Raw genomic sequence first — 22,793 nt, forward strand, 5'->3', positions numbered from 1 at the left:
CTTTTTGCTGCGCAATCATTCATATTGATACTTCATAAAATCAATCCATTGTGCTGCCTTTACAGAACTCCCCGGCAAAGGCATGTATCTGGGCCATTATCTCGTCATCGGTAAAGCCGCCCATGCTTATAGCCAAAGTCGGGCAGTGCGATGCACATATGCCGCAGCCTTTACAGGATGCAGTAATAGTCTCGGCCTTGCGGCGCTTATCCACCCTTTGAAGACGTATGGCGCTGAACGGACAGAGGCTCTCGCATATGCCACAGCCTATACACTTCGCCTGATCTACCCTTGATACAATGGGCGCCACCGCCACCCTTCCTTTTGCAAGCGGGATCACGGCCTTGGCAGCCGCTGCCTTTGCCTGCGATATCGATTCATCAAGTGACTTCGGCCCGTGGGCAAGACCACACAAAAACACCCCATCTACAGCCACCTCTACAGGCCTCAACTTTGCATGGGCCTCGAGAAAAAAACCATCCCCAGTAAGCGGGGCCTTTAAAAGTCTCGCCAGGGCCTCGTTGTCCCCTGGGGCTATGCCGGCTGAAAGCACCACCAACCCAGCCGGGACCTCTATCTCCTCACCAAGAAGCCTATCAAAGACACGGACGCTAACCCAGCCCCTCGTCTTTATAACCTCTGGTCTTCTGTCAGGCTCATATCTCAAAAATATGACGCCCTTTTTGCGGGCCTCTCGGTACAGGTCTTCTGAAAATCCGTATGTGCGGATGTCCCTGTAAAGTATCATTATCCTCAGTCCGGGCTTAAGCTCCTTGAGCTTCAAGGCATTTTTCACCGCCTGGCCGCAACAGATCCGGCTGCAATAGGAGAGATCCTCTCCCCGACTTCCGACGCACTGAATCATGACCACGGAATTCACATTCTTCAGCACGGCCTTGCCTTTTTTGAGCCATTCTTCAAGCTCAAGCTGGGTCATAACCTTATTGCTTTCGCCGTAGAGATAGGATTTAGGCGTATACTGTCTTGCACCGGTTGCTACAACGAGCACGCCATGGTTTATTAGCTCAGCCTGTCCGCCGTGTCTGATAGTCGAGGTGAAATTGCCTATATATCCGGAAATGCTTTCGAGCTCGGCATCAAAAAGCACGCGTATCCTTGGGTGGAAATTGACCTTTTCTATGAGACCGCCGACTATCTTTGCCGCATCCTGGCCATCGACAGTCCAAGTCACGCGGCGCAGGTTTCCGCCGAGCTGATCAGTCTTTTCCACCAACAGGCACTCATAGCCCTGATCGGCTATACTAAGGGCTGCTGACATGCCCGCAGCCCCGCCGCCGAGCACTACGGCGCTCGGCGTGACTGATACGGTCTGCTGAGGAAGGGGCTCAAGGAGCCTCGCCTTAGCGACAGCCATCCTCACCAAATCCTTTGCCTTCTGTGTTGCTGCCTCAGGCTCATGGGCATGAACCCATGAACACTGATCCCTGATATTCGCCATCTCGAAGAACGCAGGATTGACGCCCGCGGTCCTCAATGTCTCCTGGAAGAGCGGCTCATGGGTCCTCGGAGAACAGGCCGAGATGACCACTCGATTGAGTCTGTTATTTTTTATCTTTTGAACGAGCAGCTTCAAGGCATCCTGGGAACAGGAATACATAGTATCTTCATATAGGACGACGTTTGGCAATGTCCCGGCATAGTCCTTAACTGCCTTGACATCCACCACCCCTGCGATGTTTGTCCCACAGTGACAGACAAAGACGCCGATCCTCGGCTCCTCTCTGGCCAAAGATTCATCTTCATCCGGATATGTCAGGGTTACACTCTGTGTGCCGCGGCCTTCAGCCAGCATCTCTGACACTGCTGCAGCCGCACCTGAGGCCTGCGTAACGCTTTCAGGTACATCTTTCGGCCCCTGGAACGCACCTGCAACAAAGACGCCGGGGCGGCTCGAAGACAGCGGCGCACCTATATCCGTCTTGCAAAAATCATAGTGGTTCAGCTCTATCCCCGCAGTCTTCGCTATCTCTTCCGCATCCTCCGGGGCCTCGAGCCCGACGGAAAGCACCACCATGTCAAAGACCTCCGAATGGTGCTCGCCATCATCCGTAACCCAAGTGAGCACAAGCCGCCCGTCAACCTGATCAACCCTTGGCACCTTGGCCCTAATAATCCTGAGCCCATAATTCCTTTCCGCCCTCTCCCTGGAGGCGTCAAAACCCTTTCCCTGGGTCCTTATATCAATAAAAAACAAGGCAATATCCAGATCGGGCTCGTGCTCCTTGATGACTGAGGCTTCTTTTATGGCATACATACAGCACACGGATGAGCAATAACCGTTTCCACATGTCTCATCTCTTGAACCAATACACTGCAAGAAGGCGATCTTTTTCGGCGCCCGTCCATCTGAAAGTCTAACTATATGACCTTCGGACGGACCTGAAGCGCACATAATCCTCTCCATCTCAAGGCTCGTCACAACATCCGGGAAACGGCCATAACCAAATCTTGCAAGCACCTCCTGGGCGACCCTGCCAAAACCCGGGGCAAGTACTACAGCCCCTACCTCAAGCGACAACTCCTTCGGCTTTTGTGTAAAGTCTATGGCCTTGGCCGTACATGTCTGGGCACATAGGTTACAGGTCTCATAATTGACCCTCAGACATGCCATGGGGTCTATATAGTAACTGGTTGGGACCGCTTGAGGATAATCTTTGTGAGGGGCGTTTGTCATCTCCAGTCTCTCGTTGTAGAGATCCGGTATGGGTCTTGGGCAATACATGGTGCAGGTCCCACAGGCTGTGCACTTGTCCTCATCTATATAACGAGGCTCCTGACGCACCATCGCCATAAAGTTCCCGGGCGCACCCTCAATGGACTCGAGCCTTGCATTCGTAAGTATCTCTATGTTGGGAGACCGACCGGCCTCCACCAGCTTGGGCGCAAGTATTCAGAGTGCACAATCATTGGTGGGAAAGGTCTTGTCGAGCTGGGCCATCATACCACCGATAGAGGCCTTTTTCTCGACCAGATAGACATAATAACCGAGATCAGCCAAGTCCATGGCCGACTGGACACCGGCCACACCGCCTCCGAGCACCAAAACAGCACCTGATTTTTTCATATCATTAATTACTCCGGTCTTTTAGCTATCCTGCGAAATCATATAACCAGGGCGCGCAGTACACTATCCCGACAACAAGGTCATAAACGACCTTTTCTGGCAGTGGATGCCTTGTCGCATGCCCTTGGAAGGATGACACATCCATGCCTGGCAATCGCCAAGACCTAACTCTAACCGGGCCCATGACACCCCACGTCATGAAGCGCCGCGCCAGGCGAACCTAGTTCACGCCTCATGGCCATGTCAAAGAGCACGCGTTCTTTTTTCTTGTCAAGCCCCAAGGCCCTGCGCTTTTCGTTTATCTTGTCGATCATCTTGTTTGCGAATTCATTAGGGGTCTGTGCCACATCCCATGTCGCTCCGTAAAGGTTCTGCATGTCTTTCATGCAGTAGTCCGTTACCACCCTGGACCCGCTAGTCGGGAAGTTGGGACCAAAGACAACGGCTGCGCCGCTTGTTACAAAATACTGGCCTATCGCAACAGCCTTCTCGCTCATCCACTGCGGCGCACAGCCTATGGCCGGAAGATCGCTTATATCGCTTCCCAATCCCCCTATCTTCGCCATCTCTGTAAGGGCAACAAGTATCCGGCTGTTGTCCACGCATGAGCCCATATGGAGTACCGGGGGACAGCCCACTGCCTCTAGGACCTCCCTGAGCCCCGGACCGGCCATCGTCAAGGCCGTAGGGTTGAGAAGCCCTGCGCGGCCGACGCCAGTCGCGGCACAACCAGTGACCACCACCAAAACGTCGTTAGCTATGAGCTCTTTTGCGAGTTCGACATGTATTTCATCAAAGACCCTATAGTTGTCGCATCCCACTATAGCCGCCACGCCTCTGATGCGACCGTTTGCGATGTTGTCATTAAGCGGCCTGTATGAGGCCCGGAAACGCCCGCCGAGTATGTAATTTATGGTCTCGTGACTGAATCCGGCAACCACATCGGCCTGATAAATCGGTATATAATGCTCCCCCCTCCTTGGATAGCGCTCTATGGCACGTCTCAGTATCTCTCTGGCCACATCAAGGGCCCTGTGCTCCTCGAACTGGATGTGCGTGGCCCCGGCCATCTTCGCCCGCTCAGAGGTGGTTATAAGCTCAGTGTGGTATCTATTGGCTGCAGGAGAGACCCCCTGCATGATGCACTGGACGTCAACTACCATGACCTCAACCGCCCCTGTTGCAAGCACCACCTCCTGTTGTATAAAACTTCCGGCTATAGGAAGGCCGCGGCGCATAAGTATCTCATTTCCAGTACAGCATACACCTGCCAGGTTTATCCCCCTGGCCCCAACCTTCTTGGCCTCTGCTATGATCTCGGGGTCGTTTGCAGCCATTGCAAGGGCCTCAGCCAGGACAGGCTCATGGCCGTGTACCGTTACATTGACCTCGTCCTCCTTGAGGACGCCGATATTGACCTTTGTGCGAATGGGCGCCGGCCTTCCAAACATGATGTCCGAAAGCTCAGTCGCTATCATGGAGGCGCCCCATCCGTCGGCCATAGAGCAACGTGCTGCCTGAAACAGGATATTCCTATAGTCTTGATCCACGCCCATGTGGGTCCTGTGCATGAGCTCCACTACCTCGCGGTCAATCCCTCTCGGCATAACGCCAAGTCTGGCCCAGAGCTCCTGACGCGGTTTGGGCGCACGCCCGGCAAATAAGAGCCGGCCCGACTGCTGTCCAAATTCATTTATAAGCAAGGTGCCAACCTCTATGGCAAGGTCGTTTTTGTCCTTGCCGTTGGGAACTATGCCAAGCCTCAAGGCAGTTTCCCTGAGCTTGTCTTCGTCTTTTATTGCATACGGAGTCTCACCCTTTGCAGTGGCAAGAAAGGCCATCACAACCCCTCGGCTGTGATCTATGTGTGCGGATGCACCACCGGCTACGATACGGGCAAAGTTACGGGCGGCCACAGTAGATGCGTCGGCCCCACATATCCCTATCATCTGGTCAACGCCCTCTATAATCTGACATGGCCCCATATTACAGTTGCGGCAGCATGTCCCGCCCTTGCCGAAAAGACAGGGCTCGGTGGCCCTGAGCTCCACCCTGTGGGCCGCAGTGACCACTCCGGACGCACAGGACTGACACAGCACGTCTATATTGGCCTCACATTGTATCTTAGGGCATCCGCCGTTTCCCTTGTCAAATCGCTTACTGGTATCCATAGTCACTTCTCCTTTATGTCCGCTCTATGCCAGTCCAGCGGCCTGCCTAGCGGCCTGAACCGTATTTTTCATAAGCATCGTTATGGTCATTGGGCCCACGCCGCCCGGAACAGGGGTGATCGCAAAAGCCTTTTCCTTGACTGCATCGAAATCGACATCCCCACAGAGGATCGCCTTGCCTTCCGCGGTCTGGCCTATGCGGTTTACACCCACGTCAATCACAACTACACCATCCTTCACCATATCGGCGGTGATTACCTTCGGTCTCCCTGCAGCCACGATCAGTATATCGGCCCTCCTAGTATGAAAGGCCATATCTCTCGTCCTTGTATGACATACGGTCACGGTTGCATCGCCGGCAGGCCGCTTCTGAAGCATCAGATTGGCTATGGGCTTACCAACGATATTGCTCCTTCCCACAACCACCACCTCAGCACCTTTCGTATCGATGCCTGAACGGACCAACATCTCAAGTATGCCATGCGGGGTACACGGCAAGAAGCACTGTTCGCCAATAACCATCTTGCCGACATTTACTGGGTGAAAGCCGTCCACGTCTTTGTCAGGATCTATCGCATAGAGCACCTTGGTCTCATTTATGCCCTTAGGCAGCGGCAACTGAACAAGTATCCCGTGGATCGCCGGGTCCTTGTTGTATTTCTCAATCAAGGCAAGAAGATCTGTCTCCTTTATATCTGCCTTTTGATTATCCTGCACCGAATAGAAACCAAGTTCGTGAGCCGTACGCTGCTTGGCCATCACATACGAAACCGACGCTGGATTTTCTCCAACCAAAATGGTCACAAGCCCTGGGGTCACTTTGTGTCTTTCCTTGAGCTCGGCCACCTCGGCCTTGAGCTCTTCGCGTATCTGTTTAGCTATCTCCACACCGCTTATAATCTTTGCTGCCATCGCGATACATCCTCCGAATCAAATGTCCATAAATAATGCCAAAATCATGCCATATTTTATGCGACGACCATAGCCTTTTTAAAAAATCATAATTTATTGAATTCAAAGAATTCTTATTAAAGAAAGTGTTACTTTTTTGATATAAATAATATCAATGCCCTGCCCCTGGGGTCTAATGCCCCAGAGGTGGGGCATTTTCCCCTGTAAAGGACCTTAAAACAGACCCTTAACCTTGCCGGTCTCCACATCCACATCTATGCGGCGATAAGCCGGATCTGAACCTGTGCCTGGCATAAGGCTTATGGCACCAGCCACCGGCACCACAAACCCGGCACCTTTGTAAGTCAGTATATCCCTTACGTGGAGTGACCAGCCCTTCGGCACGCCCTTAAGGTTCGGGTTATCCGACAGGCTCAAATGGGTCTTCACCATGCAGGTGCCGAGCCCTGAAAGCTCCGGGTCCTTTTCCATGGCCTCGGCCTTAGCTGCCGCCTCCGGGGTGTATGTAACGCCGTCGCCGCCATAGACCTCTTTGGTTATAAGTTCAATCCTCTTTCTCAGCGGGACATCAAGGTCGTAAAGGAACTTAAAGTTGTTTGGCTCCTCGCAGGCATCAATGACCGCATCAGCAAATTCAAGCGCGCCGTCTCCGCCCTTCAGCCAATGTTCGGAGAGTGCGACCCTTGCACCAGCTGACTCACACAACCTCCTGACCGCGGCTATCTCGTCTTTAGTATCGGTATAGAAGGCGTTTATACAAACAACCGGATTTATGCCGCTCTTCTTAACAGTCTCTATGTGTTTCAGGAGATTTACACAACCCTTTTCCACCCACTCGACATTCTCCTTGTTGTACTCCTCAGGCATCGGACGGCCTGGCCGCGGTATCGGGGCCCCACCGTGGCATTTCAATGCCCTTATAGTGGCAACAACCACGGCACAATTCGGCTTAAGGCCGCTGAAACGGCACTTCAGGTTCCAAAACTTCTCAAAACCGATATCGGCGCCGAACCCGCTCTCGGTAACAAGGTAGTCGGCGAGTTTGAGCCCAACCCTGTCTGCAATGACCGATGACTGGCCGATTGCGATATTGGCGAACGGCCCTGCATGGATCAAACAAGGCTGCCCCTCGATAGTCTGCATGAGGTTGGGATTCACCGCCTCAACCATCCATGCCGTCATGGCACCCGCCACCTCCAGGTCTTCTGTGGTGATCGGCCGACCCTGCTTATCATAAGCAAGTACGATCCTTCCTATGCGCTCCCTCAAGTCTTTGAGATCATTGGCAATGGCCAGAATCGCCATGATCTCTGAGCTTACAGCTATATTAAAACCGCTCTGCATGGTAAAACCATCCATTTTGCCGCCAAGGCCTATCGTTATATTTCTTAGCGCCTGGGCGCAAAAATCTATAATCCACCTGAACTCTACCATCTTGGGGTGTATGTCAAGACGCTTAAGCCCCCTCTTCGCCAACTCCTCGTCCGTATAATTGGCCTCATGCTGCATCCTGGAGGTCAAAGCGACCATGCCTAAGTTGTGGGCATTCATTATAGCGTTTATGTCGCCTGTAAGCCCAAGCGAAAACTTGGAAAGCGGGATCACCTGCGCCAGACCGCCGCCCGCCGCACTGCCTTTTATATTGAATGTAGGACCGCCTGAGGGTTGCCTCAGGGCGCCGATTACATTCTTTTTTCTCTTGCCCAACCCCTCCATGAGGCCAACCGAACAGGTGCTCTTGCCCTCGCCGAGCGGGGTGGGTGTTATGGCTGTAACATCTATATACTTGCCGTCAGACCTGCCCTTGAGCCGATCGAGGACCTTGGCATAGTCTATTTTTGCCACATAATGTCCATATGGCAGAAGCTCATCCTTTTGAAGCCCCATCTCCTCGCCAAGGGCATAAACGGTCTTCATATTTTCTTCCGCTGCCTCGGCTATCTGCCAATCCTTCATCTTTGTTGGATCGAGTTGCATAAAATCTTCCTCCTGTATAGAATTGTAGGCCAAAAACCAAGGGCCTGAAGCTTACGGTCTTTAATGAGCCGTGTAATTTTTACTGGTAACTGAATATGGGGTTGTTTGTCAATTCCGTAATTGCAATCAAGATGCCCAGAACCTGCCGAGGTGATCCGAATTGATCCTTGAAATAGACCCGACAAGGCCTAACCCCAGACATATAAACATAGTCGCCGATGCATTAAGGCGCGGCGAAATCGTAGTCTATCCCACTGATACCTGCTATGGGATAGGTGCCGATATCTTGAACAAAAAGGCCATAGAACGCATCTATCAAATAAAAGGCACGCCAAGAAACACACCCTTCAGCTTTGTGTGTGCGGATCTGAGCAACATCAGCCGTTACGCACATGTCACAGACTGGGCCTACAGGATATTGAAGAGATATCTCCCTGGACCTTACACATTTATCCTCGAAGGATCGCGCGAGGTGCCCAAGATGATGCTTACAAAAAGGCGCACGGCCGGCATCCGGATACCTGATCACAAGATCTGTCTCGCCATAACCGCCGCACTTGGAAATCCGGTCATCAGCACGTCTGCAAGCACGGGCGCAGGTCCAATATGGGCCGATCCTTATGAAATAAGGGATGCTATCGGAAGACATATAGCAATCGTCATTGACAGCGGGATAATACATCCTGAGCCTTCAAGTGTAATATCACTCATAAACGACGAGGCCAAGGTCTTGAGGGTCGGCAAGGGTGATATATCAGGCTTTTAGAGCTGGTTTGGTTGATCTAGCTGATCCGTGTAACAGACCGAAATAGACAAGTCGAATCGGCTGACGCCCGGATCGACAGCCTCAACCATCGAATGTCTTAGAGACGGCGGATATGGTCTTGCTTGGCTTAAAGACGATCCGCCTGTTGGCAGGGCATTCAGTCAAGATGTTATTCTTCGGATTGAGGAAACGGCGCCCTTTTTGTCGATGAACAACAAGGCTGCCGAATCCCCTTAACTCCACCCTGCGACCCTCTCTTAACGCCTCGGCAATGGAGTTGAAGACGGTATCAACCACCTCGTTCAAGTCCCTTTTTAGGATATCCGGGAAGGCCTCCTTGAGCCTTGCAGCCAAGTCGCCCTTGAACAACACCCGCTGCATCTTATCGCTGGCCATTGGGCATGCCAATGGAATACAAAGGTATGGGCTCGATGGATATAAAAAATCTTTGGATGACCCCTGAAAGGGCCCTTGCCCCGGTTTCTTCAAACATCTCTCTCAATATAGACAAACGGTCCTTAGCAGGATACTCAAGCTTGGGCTCGCCCTTGATCCCAGCCAACCTCGCAGCCTCCTGCGCAGCTACACTGAAATTGCCGAGCTTATCAACAAGTTTATACTGAAGGGCCTGATTTCCTGAAAAGATACGCCCGTCAGCCAGGGGCTCGACCTGTTCAATTGTAAGCCCGCGTCCTTCCGCAACCGCTGCGATGAACTGTTTGTGGATGTCATCCATGACGCTAGAGATGACCTTGACCTCTTTTGGCGACGGATCACGGTTTATCGGCCCGAGGTCTTTGAGCGCCCCGCTCTGCACCACATTAAGTTTTATACCCAACTTCTCCATCAAAGGACCAAGGTTCGGCAACTTCATAATGACGCCTATACTGCCAGTAATGGTGCCCGGGTTCGCAATGATCCTGCGGGCACCTACCGCTACATAATATCCGCCCGAGGCGGCCACTGTGGCGAGGGAGGCCACAACAGGCTTCTTTTTATCGAGCCTTTTTATTTCTTCGTATATCTCTTGAGATGCACCGACCGCCCCGCCAGGGCTGTCTATCCTGACGACGACCGCCTTTATGTCAGGACGTGCACCCAGCTCCCGCAATAATTTAAGCGTCGGCTCCGATTCAGTGATCACACCTTTAATCTCGACTACACCTATCTTTTCTCCCGAACCGACTGCAGGTACAGTGACGCCAGGCCTCACCAACCAGAATATCAACAGGACAAAACCCACCATCGACAATATGGCAAGCCCCCCTATCGTGGCCAAGACCACGAGCAAGGTATTTCGTAGACCGCCAGTGGTCTGAATGGGCCGCTCGCCTTCCATGCCGAAATCCACCTAGCCCCTCCGTTCCTCTGACTTGGAACGGACGATGCCCTGCTGTGCAAGTTCTTCCTGAAGAAGGCTGCCGAGGGTTGCAGCCCCGCGCTTGGAGGCTGTGGCAGATGAATACTCCTCGAAATAAGATCTCTCAGAGTCCTCGTTTATGCGCTTTATAGATAGACCTATGCGCCTTTCAAGCGGGGCTACATGGATCACCTTTGCCGACACCTCCGAACCGATCTCAAACATACCCATCGGCGTCTTCACCTTGCCTGTGGCAACCTCGGAGACATGTATGAGGCCTTCAACCCCCTCTTCAAGCTCGACAAAGACGCCGAAGTCGGTCACGTTCGTCACCTTGCCAGTAACGATCCGCCCTACTGGAAAACGCTCGGTTATAGTAGTCCACGGATCCGGTTGAAGCTGTTTCACCCCGAGCGAAAACCGCTCCTTCTCTTTATCGACATTCAAGACCACGGCCTGTATGCGGTCACCTTTTCTATACAGATCCCCCGGATGGTTTATCTTTTTGCTCCATGAAAGATCGGATACATGAACAAGCCCGTCTATCCCTTCTTCTATGCCGATAAAGACGCCGAAGTCGGTCACGTTCTTGACCGTACCTTCGATGACTGTGCCCACCGGATAGCGTTCCTCTACAAGATCCCATGGATTCGGCTCTATCTGTTTCAAACCCAGGGATATCCGCTTGGCCTCAGGATCCACCTTAAGCACGACTGCCTCGACCCTTTCGCCTACCTTTAATATCTGAGATGGATGGCGGATACGCTTTGCCCACGACATCTCAGAGACATGTATGAGGCCTTCAACCCCCTCTTCAAGCTCGACAAACGCACCATAATCCGTAAGACTCACCACCTTGCCCTTGACCCTTTCGCCGACAGGATACTTCTCCGCCACACGAAGCCACGGGTCTTCGGTGAGCTGTTTGATACCCAACGAGACCTTTTCATTCTCGGGCGTATAGCTTAAGACCTTTACCTTGATCTTATCACCCGCCTTGAACTGCTTCGATGGGTGTTCTATACGACCCCATGATATATCCGTTATGTGCAGGAGGCCGTCTATTCCACCTATATCCACAAATACCCCGTAATCAGTGACATTCTTTACGACCCCTTCGATTACCTGACCCTCTGCTAGAGATGAAAGGGTCTGCCTCTTTTTTTCATCCCGCTCTTTCTCAAGGAGCGCTCTCCTAGACGCCACTATATTTTCTCTCTTTCTGTTGCATTTCAAGATCAGGCAGTCGACGGCCTTCCCCATGAAACCATCAGGATCGTTGACCGGTCTGATATCTATCTGAGAAAACGGAAGAAAGGCCTTGACACCCGCCCTCTTCTCCCCGATCTGGACCGATAGCCCGCCCTTTACCTTTGACGATATGATACCCCTGACAGGTGTGCCATTTTCATATGCCTTCAATATATCCTGCCATATCTGGCGACGGAGGGCCTTAGAATATGAGATGGAAAGCCTCCCATCCACAGGATCCCAATCTTCGAGGAGTATCTCGATCTTATCACCAGGCGATACCATAACCTCTCCATTCTCGCCCAAAAATTCGGAAACCGGTATCCTTCCCTCTGATTTGTAACCAACATCCACCATAACATGCTCTTTGTCTATACGAACGACCCTGCCTTCGATGATCTCTCCGGCCTGGAAGGTCTTGAGACTCTCTTCAAAAAGGTCTTCAAACTGGCCCATGTCGCCAGTTTCCTCAAAAGACCCTTCTTTTTTTTGTTGCATTTGTCCTGATTGAGTAGGCGCAGCCGCCTGTTCGGCGGTCGCGGTTGGAGCCTGTTCCTGTGTTGCCTCGGCTACTTTTTCCATTATGGATTCCCCCTGACAAATAAATTAACTATCAAAGATAACAGGGCGGGGGACAAAGTTCAATAACAGACTGATTCCCTATGCGTCAAACTATGTCAAAAACCTTCAAAACCACCAGCTGCCGCCTCATTCGTTTGAGGCTTGTAAAAATCAGCTTAGGACTTATTTTAATCCAGTAAATTAAAAGGCTTTCAAGCGAAAGGCGCAAAAAAATCAAAGAGGTAGTGAAATGCAGGTGGAAATTATTGGCAAACCCCTTGCCGTCTGCCTCGTAAGCGGCGGGCTTGACAGTTGCGTCACGGCAGCCATCGCCAGGAAGACTTGCAGGCTTGCATTTCTCCACGTAAACTATGGCCAATTGACTGAGCGGCGCGAGCTTGAGGCCTTTAATGGGATTGCTAATTATTTCAGCGTTGAAGACCGCCTTGTGGTGGACATTTCACACCTTAAATCAATAGGCGGCTCGGCCCTTACAGACCCGTCGATCCCTGTCCCGCTCGACGCCCATGGGCCTGGGATACCAATGACCTACGTTCCATTCAGAAACACGCATCTCCTTGCAATCGCCGTATCCTGGGCGGAGGTAATAGGCGCGCGCTACATATTCATCGGGGCCACGGAGGTGGACAGCTCAGGCTACCCTGATTGCCGGAAGGGCTATTTTGAGGCATTCAACAGACTCATAGAGGAAGGGACCAGGCCTGAGACCAAAATAGAGGTAATCACACCAATCATCCGCTACTCAAAAAGACAGGTGGTTGAGGAAGGCCTGAGACTTAACGCCCCTCTGCACCTTACCTGGTCATGTTACAAAAACGAGGATGCAGCCTGCGGAAGGTGTGACTCTTGTGTTTTGAGGCTTAAGGGCTTTGAGGCCGCAGGCGTTATTGACCCCATTTCTTATGAGGTGCGGCCATGAACGAGGTATTCCGTTGTCAGATGTGCGGCCACTGCTGTTGCGGCGAGGGCACGGTCTCGCTCTCAGAAGAGGAACAAAAACGGATCGCATCTTATCTTGGCCTGGAACCCAGGGATTTTTTACAGAAATTATGCACACAAAAAGATAAAAGGGTTGAAATGCTGATAAAAAACGGGCATTGCATCTTCTTGGGCCCTAACAACCTCTGCGCCATCCATCCAGTCAAGCCGTTTCACTGCCGCCGTTGGCCGCTTCATCCAAGCATACTCAATGACCCTAACGCCTGGGAAGCCATCAAGGCCGACTGCCCCGGCTTTGACAGGGCCGCCACATATGAGGCTGTATGCGAACTTTTAAGGAGAAACGGCATTGGAAGCTGAACTTGCAAAAAAGAACGCTTTTGTCTGCTGCCCCTTTAACCTGATTGTCAGCGATTATCTGAAAAGGATCATAGCCGAACATATAAACCCTGAGATAGGCCTGAACGGTGGTGTCCTTGACGAATTCAGGTTCCAAAGCTTCAGGCGAATAGCCCGCATATTCAAGGCCTCTGGAACAAAATGCACGATTCATGCCCAGTTTACAGACCTCTCCATAGGCGCCATCGACAAAAAGATCAGAAGGGTCTCGGTGGACAGACTCAGGCAGTGCCTTGAGATAGCGGCCATTTATGAGGCAAGATCAATGGTCTTTCATACCGGCTTTGACGAGAGACACTACCTGAGTTTTGAAGGACGATGGATGGAAAACGCCAGGGCCTCCCTTGAGACCCTTTGCCGCGAGGCAGAATCAGCAGGTATTCCCATCATGCTAGAAAACGTCTTCGAACCCTCACCAGCCATCCACAAGGCGCTCTTTTCAGCCGCAGACTCGCCTGCCCTGAAATTCTGCTTTGACATGGGGCATCAGCAGGTTTTTTCAAAGACAGGGCTTTCCATCTGGCTGGACGAACTTGGGCGCTACATCGGCCAACTCCATCTCCACGACAACCTCGGCCGCAAGGACGACCACCTGGCCATAGGGGCTGGCATCCTTGACTTTGACGCCCTCTTTTCGTTTCTTACCGCACATAAAATCCATCCCTTACTCACCCTTGAACCGCACGGCGAGGAGCAGGTAATGCCGACGTTAAGGGGGCTCGGCGGCCTTCTGAAAAGATTTCCGATATTGACTGAAGACTAAAAATCAGCCAGATCGAGGATGGCCTTCAACGCCCCTTTCATGGCCTCGTGAGGCGCCTTTTGCCCTGTCCAGAGCTCGAATTGCGCCTCGGCCTGATAAAGGAGCATCTTGAGACCACTAACAACCCTGCAACCGTATTCCTTGGCCTCCTTAAGGAGTCTGGTTTCAGGCGGTGAATAGACGATGTCCATGACCACATCGAACCCCTTCAGCAAGGCCTTATCCACAATGGATTCACCCTCTCCGGGTCTCATTCCAACCGAGGTAGTGTTTATGAGCACGGATGCCCTGACATCTGCCATCCGATCAAGCCCCGACCATGCGGCACCGACGGCCTCGGCCAATATCCTTGCCTTCTCGGGACGCCGGTTGGCCACATGAACAACACCCCCCTTCATTACCAGGCCAGCGCAGACAGCCCTGGCCGAACCCCCGGCCCCAAGGACCAAAAATCTCCTACCCTCTATGGTCACAACCTCCTCCAGGGCCCTTATGGCACCGATCCAATCGGTGTTTGCGCCAAAGAGCCTGCCGGAATGATTGATCACGGTATTCACGGCGCCGATCCGTTCGGCCGCCGGATCGATTTCGTCCAGAAAGGGTAAAACCGCCTCCTTGTAGGGTATGGTGACCGAAAGACCCTTTATATCAAGCGCCTTGACCCCTTTTAAGGCTGAAGCAGGGTCGATCACATCAAATGCCAGATATGCGGCGTCGATCCCCATAACCTCAAAGGCCCGATTGTGTATGACAGGACTCAACGAATGGGCCACCGGATGACCGATAATGCCATAAAGGGCCGTAGCCGCGCTAGGCCAGGGAAAAGACCTTGCCATTACACCCCCTGGATCCTCGCCCTCGTCCAGTTCAAGAGCCCCCCTGTAGTCAATATTTCCCTATCGCGCCTGCTCAGCTCCAGACGGGCGACAATCAACCGACCGTCGACCCTCAACCCCACCTCATCCATGCCATCTAGCAAGGCCGCTCTAAGCCCAGGTATCTCCACATGGCCGTCTTGTGCGATATATGCGTAATCATCTGGATCCTTGAAGGTCAACGGAACAATACCAAAATTTATCAAATTCGCCCTGTGAATCCTGGCAAAACTCTTGACCAACTTAACCCGCACCCCAAGATATCTAGGGGCCAATGCAGCATGTTCCCTTGATGAACCCTGGCCATAATTCTCACCACCGACCACCATACACGAGCCCACTTCCCTGGCCCTCATCGCAAAAGAAGGATCGATGGACGAAAAGACATACTCGCTTATGGCCGGAATGTTGCTTCTGAGGGGAAGGATCTTGCTCCCTGCAGGCATTATGTGGTCGGTGGTGATGTTGTCGCCCACCTTGAGGATGACCCGACAGGACAGGGTGTCAGGAAGTGGATCAAAGACTGGGAGCGGTTTTATGTTAGGCCCCCGAAGCACCTCGACCCTTGAGCCGTCTTTGGGTGGAACTATTATGCCGCCGTCATTGACGACGAATCGCTCAGGTAGATGGATGTCGGGCATCTCGCCGAGATCCCTCGGGTCCGTTATGGCCCCGGCGACCACAGACGCCACAGCTGTCTCAGGGCTACACAGATAGACCTGATCATCTTTGGTGCCGCTCCTGCCCGGGAAATTCCTGGTGAAGGTGCGGAGGGAGATGGTGCCTGTGGCAGGGGCCTGGCCCATGCCTATACAGCCAAGACAGCCAGACTGGTGCATCCTTGTACCTGCATGGATGAGCGGTAAAAGAAGACCGTTGATCTCCAAGTTCTCCAAGACCTGGAGGCTCCCAGGATTGACCTCGAAACTCACATCTTTATGAATGGCCCGATCCTTCAATACAAGTGAGGCCAGGGCCAGATCTCTGTATGAGGAGTTGGCACATGAGCCGATTATCACCTGCGAAACAGCCCTGCCCGCCACTTCGCGCACTGGCACCACATTGTCAGGCGATGAAGGACAGGCGATCATGGGCTCAAGCCTCGCAAGATCCATCTCGATCACCTCATCATAACAGGCATCCGCATCCGCCTCGAGCGGCCGCCAGAGCCCTTCACGACCCTGGGCCTTCAAGAAGGCCCTTGTCATCTCATCAGAAGGAAAAACCGAACTAGTCGCCCCCAATTCGGTACCCAGATTTGCAATGACCGCCCTATCAGGAACAGTCAAGGTCATAACCCCCGGACCAAAGTATTCAATCACCTTACCTACACCACCTTTTACAGTCAGGCGATGCAACAGCTCCAAGATTACGTCTCTAGCCGAGACCCAGGGTTGGAGTCGTCCTACGAGATTTACGCCCACAACCCTCGGCATGCGCAGATAAAAAGGTTGACCAGCCATGGCCATGGCCACATCAAGACCGCCAGCGCCTATAGCCAACATGGACGCACCGCCCGCCGTCGGTGTGTGGCTGTCTGAACCAAGGAGTGTCTTTCCTGGTTCGGAAAAACGCTCAAGGTGTACCTGATGACATATGCCGTTTCCAGGCCGTGAGAAGAGAACGCCGAAACGGGCCGCTACGGTACGCAGAAAACGATGGTCGTCAGCATTTCTAAAGTCTGACTGTAGGAGGTTGTGGTCAACATAACTCACAGAGAGATCGGTCCTGACCCGCGGGATGCCTATAGCCTCAAATTCGAGATACGCCATGGTGCCAGTGGCATCCTGGGTAAGAGTCTGATCTATTCGCACGGCTATCTCAGATCCAGGGGTCATTTCGCCTTCAACCAAATGCCCGGCTATGATCTTTTCGGTGACTGTAAGGCCCATTTTTACTCCTTAGTTTATGGAATCAACGTCTGGAGACAATTATATGGATCTTGACACACACAGACAACCCAAAAAAACAACATAAATGCGATTGCTAAAATACCTCAAATTAACTATTATAAAATTTTTATACAGTTATCATAATACCAAAGGTCTAAAATATGCGCGAAAAGGTCTTATCCGCGCTCATCAGCGCATTTGATAATTTGAAGTCAAAAAAGAAACTGCCCGCCCTCCCAGTCCCGGCCTCACACCAAGTGGTAAGGCCCAAAGAAAGGGGGTACGGGGACTTCGCAAGCAATCTGGCACTGGCCATAGCGCCCTCCATGAAGCTCAAGCCAAGGGATATAGCCACGGCTATTGTACAGGAGCTCGAAGGCGACTTATTTTTTGAAAAAATTGAGGTCGCTGGCCCTGGTTTTATAAATTTTTTCATCTCACCTGATCAGTGGCAAAAAAGACTCCTTGATATCCATAGGGCCGGGGAGTCCTTTGGTGAATCCAATGCCGGAGAGGGTAAAAGGGTGCTCGTCGAATTTGTAAGCGCAAACCCGACCGGGCCCCTACATGTCGGACACGGCAGAGGGGCGGCCGTCGGCGATTCGCTCGCAAGGATCATGAAGGCCGCCGGATTCGATGTGGAAAAGGAATACTACATAAACGACGTGGGCAATCAAATGAATACCCTTGGGGCCTCAGTATATCTCCGCTATCAAGGACTTCTAGGGCGAAAGGCCCTCTTCCCCAAGGAATATTATCAGGGGGATTATATCATCGACATCGCAAAAAAAATTATCGCGTCAAGAGGGAAGGATTTCCTTGATCAACCCATGGAGTCTTGCCTGCCTTTTTTTGTAAAGACAGCTGTTGACGACATCTCGGCAGGCATCAAAAAGGATCTCGATGACTTCGGTGTAAGTTTTGATACATGGTTCAGCGAAAAGATCATACATGACTCAGGGCTTGTGGAAAGGACTATTGAAAAGCTGAAACAGGCAGGACACATATATGAAGAGGATGGGGCACTGTGGTTTAAAACCACTGCATTCGGCGACGAAAAGGACCGGGTGGTCAGACGTTCAAACGGGGTCCTTACCTATTTTGCGGCGGATATGGCATACCACCTACACAAGCTCGAGAGAGGTTATGATCTCCTTGTCAACATCTGGGGGGCGGATCATCACGGCTATGTGCCCAGAGTAAAGGCAGCAATCATGGCCCTTGGCTATCCTGAAGACAGGTTAAGGGTCCTGCTCGTCCAGTTTGTGAGTCTGCTCGAAGGCGGCAAGACCAAGTCAATGTCCACAAGGTCGGGTGAATTCGTAACACTGAGAGAAGTCCTTGAGGAGGTAGGTAGAGATGCAGCAAGGTTTGTATTTCTTACAAGAAAATCAGACAGCCAACTGGATTTCGACCTCGAACTAGCTAAAAGACAGGGACAGGAAAATCCTGTTTATTATGTACAATATGCCCATGCGAGATTGTCAAGCATCCTTAAAAATGCAGAGGATCTCGGCCTTTGGCCAGCATGTCTCGAGGAGGCTGACCCAAGACTCCTGGGATCCGAAGAAGACCTGGACATCCTGAAACATCTCGACGCATTCCCTCAGGTGGTCAAAGAAGGCGCATTAGCCCTTGAACCACACAGGATCAGCTACTATCTCACAGAACTTGCAGGACTGTTTCACAATTATTATACAAAAAACAGATTCATAGGCGAGGACAGGCATCTTACGTGCGCAAGGCTTCTCCTGGCTGACACTATAAGACAGGTGTTGAAAAAGGCCTTGGGTCTCATAGGGGTCTCGGCCCCAAAACAGATGTAGGGGGATTTGCAATTATGGCGCGGACAGAAAGGACTGGGAAAAAGATACAGTTTCAGCTGAGCTGGGGCGGTTTGGCTGCAGTTGCCATATCCACCATATGTGTGCTTCTTTGGGCGTTCGTACTGGGCTTCTGGAGTGGCAAAAAGGTGGCTGAGAAAAACGCCGCCCTGATTATGGCGCAACAACCGAAGCAGACAGCTCAGGCCCAGCCTGCAGCACGCGCAAATGAAAATCTGCCACCGCAGGGGCAGGGACAACAGGAAGCCAGGGAAGCTGGCGGACCTGAAACACAACAGCCTACAACGTTCCAGGCGAATAAAGAGGCACAAGGGCTGAATGCAGCCGCACATCTACAGCAGGCATCCGAAAAGGGTCAACCTCAAGGCGCGGCACAACTGCAGCAACCAGCCGCGACACCGGAGGCGGCCTCCTCTTCCCAAACCGGCCAGGCGGAGAACGGACCCACCACAAAGGCAGCGGCCGGCGAAGGGGCTAAAGAGGCTGGAAAGGCTAAAGAGATCGAAACGCGGCGGCCCGAAAAGGCCGCAAAACAAGGGTATGAGGTCAAAAAGATCGAGACCACGACAAGACCTAATGGTCACACAAAGGCCGCGGCCGAGACGTCACATGAACGAAACAAGGCGGCTCAAACTGGTGTGAAAACAGCCCTTGTCAAGCCGCAAAACACGGCACCTACCCATGGAAAAGGTATAAAAGAAGCTGAGGGGGCATATTACGCCCTTCAAATAGGGGCCTTCAAGGATAAAAAGAATGCCGAACTGGAGCTTGTGCGCCTCGATGCCAAGGGATACAAGGCGCGGATCAAGGTCACGGATACTGGCACACCCAACGGAACGCTCCACAGGGTGTATCTGGGTCGTTTCAAGACCCCGGAAGAGGCCAAGGCCTTCGCAAAGACCCTCCACGACAAAGACGGGATCGACTCTTATGTGATATTCGTAAAGGAATAATACGGCTTTTTATTATTAAATGATACGAAAGGCTGAGATAGGCGATATAAAGGCGATTCATGCCCTACTGTCCCGTTTTGCAGAAAAGAGTCTACTCCTTCCGCGATCTCTGAGTGAGTTGTATAGCCACCTCAGGGATTATACCGTGTTCGAGGCCAAGGACTGCACAATCAAAGGCGTCGCCGCCCTTCACATCGTATGGGACGACCTTGCCGAGGTAAGATCGCTGGCGGTCGACGAAGAGTACCAAAAACACGGGATCGGACGCGAACTTGTCAGGCAGTGCCTCTCCGAGGCCAAGGCGCTTGGCATACACAATGTCTTTACACTCACATATCAGCCTGATTTTTTTGAAAAGCTTGGGTTCAAGCCGGTCGACAAGACGATTCTTCCCCACAAGATCTGGGCGGATTGTGTGAGGTGTCCCAAATTTCCAGATTGTGACGAGTCAGCGCTGTTGATAGAACTGTAAAGGAATAACAATGATAAACAAGATACTTACCAAGGTCTTCGGCACCAAACACGACCGCGAGATAAAAAGACTCATGCCCATTGTGGAGCAAATAAATTCGCTTGAACGCGAGATCTCGGCACTCTCAGACGACGAACTCAAGGCGAAAACCCCTGCATTCAAAGAAAGACTCAAAAACGGTGAATCCCTGGACAGTCTCCTGCCAGAGGCATTCGCAGTGGTACGCGAGGCTGCAAAGAGGGTCCTCGGCCTACGGCCTTATGATGTCCAGCTTATAGGAGGCATTGTCCTACATCAGGGAAAGATCGCAGAGATGAAGACAGGCGAAGGGAAAACACTGGTCGCGGTCATGCCTGTATATCTGAACGCCCTTACAGGTCGTGGCGTCCACGTGGTGACTGTAAACGACTACCTGGCAAAACGCGACTCCGAATGGATGGGCAACATCTATAGATTTCTTGGGCTCGATGTGGGCGTCATAGTGCACGACATGGACGATGCGCAGAGAAAGGCTGCCTATATGGCCGACGTAACCTATGGCACCAACAACGAATTCGGCTTCGACTATCTCAGGGACAACATGAAATATTCACTGGAAGACATGGTCCAGCGCGATTTCCATTACGCCATTGTGGATGAGGTAGACAGCATCCTGATAGACGAGGCCAGAACACCGCTCATCATCTCCGGCCCCTCTGAGGAGTCGACAGATCTCTACTACAAGGTCAATCAAATCATCCCGTCTCTCAAACGGGATGTCCATTATACAGTAGATGAAAAGGCCCGTTCCGTGATCCTTACCGAAGAAGGCATAGCCAAGTGCGAAAAGCTCCTGCACGTCAACAACCTCTATGACCCGGCGCAGACAGAGATCCTCCATCACGTCGAGCAGGCGCTCAAGGCGCACGCCCTGTTTCAGATAGACAAGGACTACATAGTAAAAGATGGCCAGGTTGTCATTGTAGATGAATTCACCGGCCGCATAATGCCCGGCAGGCGGTACAGCGACGGGCTTCATCAGGCCCTCGAGGCCAAGGAAGGTGTCAAGATCGAGAACGAAAACCAGACCCTTGCATCCATCACCTTCCAAAACTATTTCCGTATGTATGAAAAACTTGCGGGCATGACAGGTACAGCCGAGACCGAGGCCGCCGAGTTTTATAAGATATACAGGCTTGATGTGGTGGTCATACCCACCCACAAGCCAATGATCCGCCAGGACTATTCTGACCTGGTGTTTAAGACCGTGAGAGAAAAATTCCTTGCGGCCGCAAAAGAGATCAAACGGCTCCACGAGGAAGGGCGCCCAGTACTGGTCGGAACAACCAGTGTCGAGAAATCCGAACAACTCTCGCAACTCTTAAAAAAGATGGGCATACCGCACGAGGTGTTGAACGCCAAACACCATGAGCGCGAAGCTGAAATAGTGGCCCATGCCGGCGAGATGGGACGCGTTACCATCGCCACAAATATGGCCGGGCGGGGGACCGACATAGTACTTGGCCAAGGGGTGGCGGAACTCGGCGGTCTGCACATACTCGGGACCGAGCGCCATGAATCGAGACGCATAGACAACCAGCTGCGAGGCCGTTCCGGACGGCAGGGTGACCCAGGTTCGTCCAGATTCTATCTGTCGCTCGAAGATGATCTATTGCGCATATTCGGCGCCGAACGCATCTCAAGCATTATGGACAAACTAGGCATGGAGGAAGGGGAACCTATCGAACACCCTATGCTCACAAAGGCCATAGAAAACGCCCAACGCAAGGTTGAGGCCCATAACTTTGAGATAAGAAAACACCTCCTCGAATACGACGATGTGATGAACAAGCAACGGGAGGTGATCTACAGTCAGAGGAGGCAGATACTTGGGGGCCGGGAATTGAGGGATGACATACTCGATTTCATGGAAGAAATTGCATCCTCCCTGGTCGAAACCTATACAAATGAAAAAATACCTCCGGACGAGTGGGAGTGGTCTGCGCTAGAAGAGAGACTCGCTGGCCAATTCGGCATAAAGCTCGGCCTTACCCAGGAAGAAAGACAAGTTGTCGACACAAAAAACCTTGAGGAAAGGATAGCCTCTGCCCTCAAGGCGGCTTATGAAAAACAAATCGAACGATTTGGTTCGGAAGAGATGGGGCACATAGAGCGCTTCATCATGCTTCAGACCCTCGACAACCGCTGGAAGGACCACCTCTTAAACATGGACTATCTGCGCGAAGGGATCGGTCTTAGGGGGTACGGCCAGAAAGACCCGCTCCAGGAATACAGGAAAGAGGGCTATGATATGTTCATGGCCATGATACAGGCCTTCCGCGAGGAAACCGTAGGCCTCCTGCTCAGGGTAAGGCCAGTTGAAGAGGTCCGTGTAGAGGAGCTTGAGGCACAGCGCAAGAAAAAACAGGCCGAACTCTCATACAGCCGCAACCAAGGTGATGACAAGCCAGTAACAGTAAGGCGAAAGGAAAAGAAGGTTGGCAGGAACGATCCATGCCCTTGCGGGAGTGGGAAAAAATACAAAAAATGTTGCGGAAGGGATAAAAATTAAT

The 22,793-nt window shown here is 52.1% G+C and carries 17 protein-coding genes; 8 read left to right on the forward strand and 9 right to left on the reverse strand.

The genetic code is table 11. The annotated features are described in order from the left end of the window. Positions 1-40: 40 nt before the first annotated feature. The 4 genes from ACP5SG_RS01760 to ACP5SG_RS01775 all read right to left on the reverse strand — a co-directional run bounded on the left by ACP5SG_RS01760 (position 41) and on the right by ACP5SG_RS01775 (position 8,145). Complete coding sequence (locus ACP5SG_RS01760) at positions 41-3,085, reverse strand: FAD-dependent oxidoreductase (RefSeq protein ID WP_428121420.1); 3,045 nt, start codon at positions 3,083-3,085, stop codon at positions 41-43. A gap of 170 nt (positions 3,086-3,255) precedes the next feature. Beyond that, positions 3,256-5,256 carry an anaerobic carbon-monoxide dehydrogenase catalytic subunit gene (cooS, locus tag ACP5SG_RS01765; protein WP_428121425.1) on the reverse strand — a complete coding sequence of 667 codons (2,001 nt, stop codon included), beginning with the start codon at positions 5,254-5,256 and terminating at the stop codon, positions 3,256-3,258. Positions 5,257-5,280: 24 nt separating this feature from the next. Beyond that, positions 5,281-6,168 carry a bifunctional methylenetetrahydrofolate dehydrogenase/methenyltetrahydrofolate cyclohydrolase FolD gene (folD, locus tag ACP5SG_RS01770; RefSeq protein WP_237888989.1) on the reverse strand — a complete coding sequence of 296 codons (888 nt, stop codon included), beginning with the start codon at positions 6,166-6,168 and terminating at the stop codon, positions 5,281-5,283. Between the two features lie 213 nt (positions 6,169-6,381). Further along, positions 6,382-8,145: a formate--tetrahydrofolate ligase gene (locus ACP5SG_RS01775; RefSeq protein WP_237888990.1), complete on the reverse strand. Its 1,764-nt coding sequence runs from the start codon at positions 8,143-8,145 to the stop codon at positions 6,382-6,384. 160 nt (positions 8,146-8,305) lie between these two features. On the opposite strand from ACP5SG_RS01775, the gene ACP5SG_RS01780 reads away from it, so the two are divergent. Beyond that, positions 8,306-8,911 (forward strand): L-threonylcarbamoyladenylate synthase, encoded by a 606-nt coding sequence (locus tag ACP5SG_RS01780; protein WP_237888991.1) that lies wholly within the window; start codon positions 8,306-8,308, stop codon positions 8,909-8,911. 81 nt (positions 8,912-8,992) lie between these two features. On the opposite strand, the gene ACP5SG_RS01785 is transcribed toward ACP5SG_RS01780, so the two are convergent. From ACP5SG_RS01785 to ACP5SG_RS01795, 3 genes are read right to left on the reverse strand one after another with little or no spacing between them, the layout of a single operon-like run. After that, positions 8,993-9,307, reverse strand: a complete 315-nt coding sequence (locus ACP5SG_RS01785) for an HU family DNA-binding protein (RefSeq protein WP_237888992.1) — start codon at positions 9,305-9,307, stop codon at positions 8,993-8,995. Next, positions 9,294-10,262, reverse strand: coding sequence for a signal peptide peptidase SppA (sppA, locus tag ACP5SG_RS01790; RefSeq protein ID WP_428121433.1), 969 nt, complete (start codon positions 10,260-10,262; stop codon positions 9,294-9,296). Before sppA ends, ACP5SG_RS01785 begins: the two co-directional genes overlap by 14 nt. Next, entirely contained in the window at positions 10,263-12,104 is a 1,842-nt protein-coding gene (locus ACP5SG_RS01795) for a 30S ribosomal protein S1 (protein ID WP_428121436.1), read from the reverse strand. A 229-nt stretch (positions 12,105-12,333) separates the two neighbouring features. On the opposite strand from ACP5SG_RS01795, the gene queC reads away from it, so the two are divergent. Genes queC through ACP5SG_RS01810 form a run of 3 tightly spaced genes read left to right on the forward strand, consistent with a single transcriptional unit; the run spans position 12,334 to position 14,205 of the window. Continuing rightward, on the forward strand, positions 12,334-13,023 hold the full coding sequence (gene queC / locus ACP5SG_RS01800; protein WP_424661548.1) for a 7-cyano-7-deazaguanine synthase QueC: 690 nt from the start codon (positions 12,334-12,336) through the stop codon (positions 13,021-13,023). Then, entirely contained in the window at positions 13,020-13,403 is a 384-nt protein-coding gene (locus tag ACP5SG_RS01805) for a YkgJ family cysteine cluster protein (RefSeq protein WP_237888996.1), read from the forward strand. The genes queC and ACP5SG_RS01805 overlap by 4 nt, the downstream gene beginning before the upstream one ends. Continuing rightward, positions 13,393-14,205: a sugar phosphate isomerase/epimerase family protein gene (locus ACP5SG_RS01810; RefSeq protein WP_237888997.1), complete on the forward strand. Its 813-nt coding sequence runs from the start codon at positions 13,393-13,395 to the stop codon at positions 14,203-14,205. Before ACP5SG_RS01805 ends, ACP5SG_RS01810 begins: the two co-directional genes overlap by 11 nt. On the opposite strand, the gene ACP5SG_RS01815 is transcribed toward ACP5SG_RS01810, so the two are convergent. Together ACP5SG_RS01815 and ACP5SG_RS01820 are read right to left on the reverse strand one after the other, a co-directional pair. After that, entirely contained in the window at positions 14,202-15,041 is an 840-nt protein-coding gene (locus tag ACP5SG_RS01815) for a shikimate dehydrogenase (RefSeq protein ID WP_237888998.1), read from the reverse strand. The two genes, ACP5SG_RS01810 and ACP5SG_RS01815, sit on opposite strands and share 4 nt — an antisense overlap. After that, entirely contained in the window at positions 15,041-16,972 is a 1,932-nt protein-coding gene (locus ACP5SG_RS01820) for an aconitate hydratase (RefSeq protein ID WP_424661409.1), read from the reverse strand. Before ACP5SG_RS01820 ends, ACP5SG_RS01815 begins: the two co-directional genes overlap by 1 nt. Positions 16,973-17,133: 161 nt before the next feature. Between ACP5SG_RS01820 and argS the strand changes: the two genes are divergently transcribed. The 4 genes from argS to secA are packed head-to-tail and all read left to right on the forward strand — an operon-like array spanning position 17,134 to position 22,792. Beyond that, a complete protein-coding gene (gene argS / locus ACP5SG_RS01825) occupies positions 17,134-18,798 on the forward strand; it encodes an arginine--tRNA ligase (RefSeq protein WP_428121445.1) in 1,665 nt (554 codons plus the stop codon). Between the two features lie 14 nt (positions 18,799-18,812). Beyond that, positions 18,813-19,769, forward strand: a complete 957-nt coding sequence (locus tag ACP5SG_RS01830; RefSeq protein WP_237889001.1) for an SPOR domain-containing protein — start codon at positions 18,813-18,815, stop codon at positions 19,767-19,769. 19 nt (positions 19,770-19,788) lie between these two features. Further along, positions 19,789-20,241, forward strand: coding sequence for an N-acetyltransferase (locus tag ACP5SG_RS01835; RefSeq protein ID WP_237889002.1), 453 nt, complete (start codon positions 19,789-19,791; stop codon positions 20,239-20,241). Positions 20,242-20,251: 10 nt separating this feature from the next. After that, complete coding sequence (secA, locus tag ACP5SG_RS01840; RefSeq protein ID WP_237889003.1) at positions 20,252-22,792, forward strand: preprotein translocase subunit SecA; 2,541 nt, start codon at positions 20,252-20,254, stop codon at positions 22,790-22,792. Position 22,793: the final 1 nt, after the last annotated feature.

This window comes from Dissulfurimicrobium sp. (assembly GCF_049968175.1).
Classification (GTDB): Bacteria; Desulfobacterota; Dissulfuribacteria; order Dissulfuribacterales; family Sh68; genus Dissulfurimicrobium; species Dissulfurimicrobium hydrothermale.

Coding starts and splice junctions, on each gene's coding strand:
- cooS (WP_428121425.1), bottom strand. CDS start 5,256: ATGGATACCAGTAAGCGATTTGACAAGGGAAACGGCGGATGCCCTAAG.
- folD (WP_237888989.1), bottom strand. CDS start 6,168: ATGGCAGCAAAGATTATAAGCGGTGTGGAGATAGCTAAACAGATACGC.
- ACP5SG_RS01775 (WP_237888990.1), bottom strand. CDS start 8,145: ATGCAACTCGATCCAACAAAGATGAAGGATTGGCAGATAGCCGAGGCA.
- ACP5SG_RS01785 (WP_237888992.1), bottom strand. CDS start 9,307: ATGGCCAGCGATAAGATGCAGCGGGTGTTGTTCAAGGGCGACTTGGCT.
- ACP5SG_RS01795 (WP_428121436.1), bottom strand. CDS start 12,104: ATGGAAAAAGTAGCCGAGGCAACACAGGAACAGGCTCCAACCGCGACC.
- queC (WP_424661548.1), top strand. CDS start 12,334: ATGCAGGTGGAAATTATTGGCAAACCCCTTGCCGTCTGCCTCGTAAGC.
- ACP5SG_RS01805 (WP_237888996.1), top strand. CDS start 13,020: ATGAACGAGGTATTCCGTTGTCAGATGTGCGGCCACTGCTGTTGCGGC.
- ACP5SG_RS01815 (WP_237888998.1), bottom strand. CDS start 15,041: ATGGCAAGGTCTTTTCCCTGGCCTAGCGCGGCTACGGCCCTTTATGGC.
- ACP5SG_RS01820 (WP_424661409.1), bottom strand. CDS start 16,972: ATGGGCCTTACAGTCACCGAAAAGATCATAGCCGGGCATTTGGTTGAA.
- argS (WP_428121445.1), top strand. CDS start 17,134: ATGCGCGAAAAGGTCTTATCCGCGCTCATCAGCGCATTTGATAATTTG.
- ACP5SG_RS01830 (WP_237889001.1), top strand. CDS start 18,813: ATGGCGCGGACAGAAAGGACTGGGAAAAAGATACAGTTTCAGCTGAGC.
- ACP5SG_RS01835 (WP_237889002.1), top strand. CDS start 19,789: ATGATACGAAAGGCTGAGATAGGCGATATAAAGGCGATTCATGCCCTA.
- secA (WP_237889003.1), top strand. CDS start 20,252: ATGATAAACAAGATACTTACCAAGGTCTTCGGCACCAAACACGACCGC.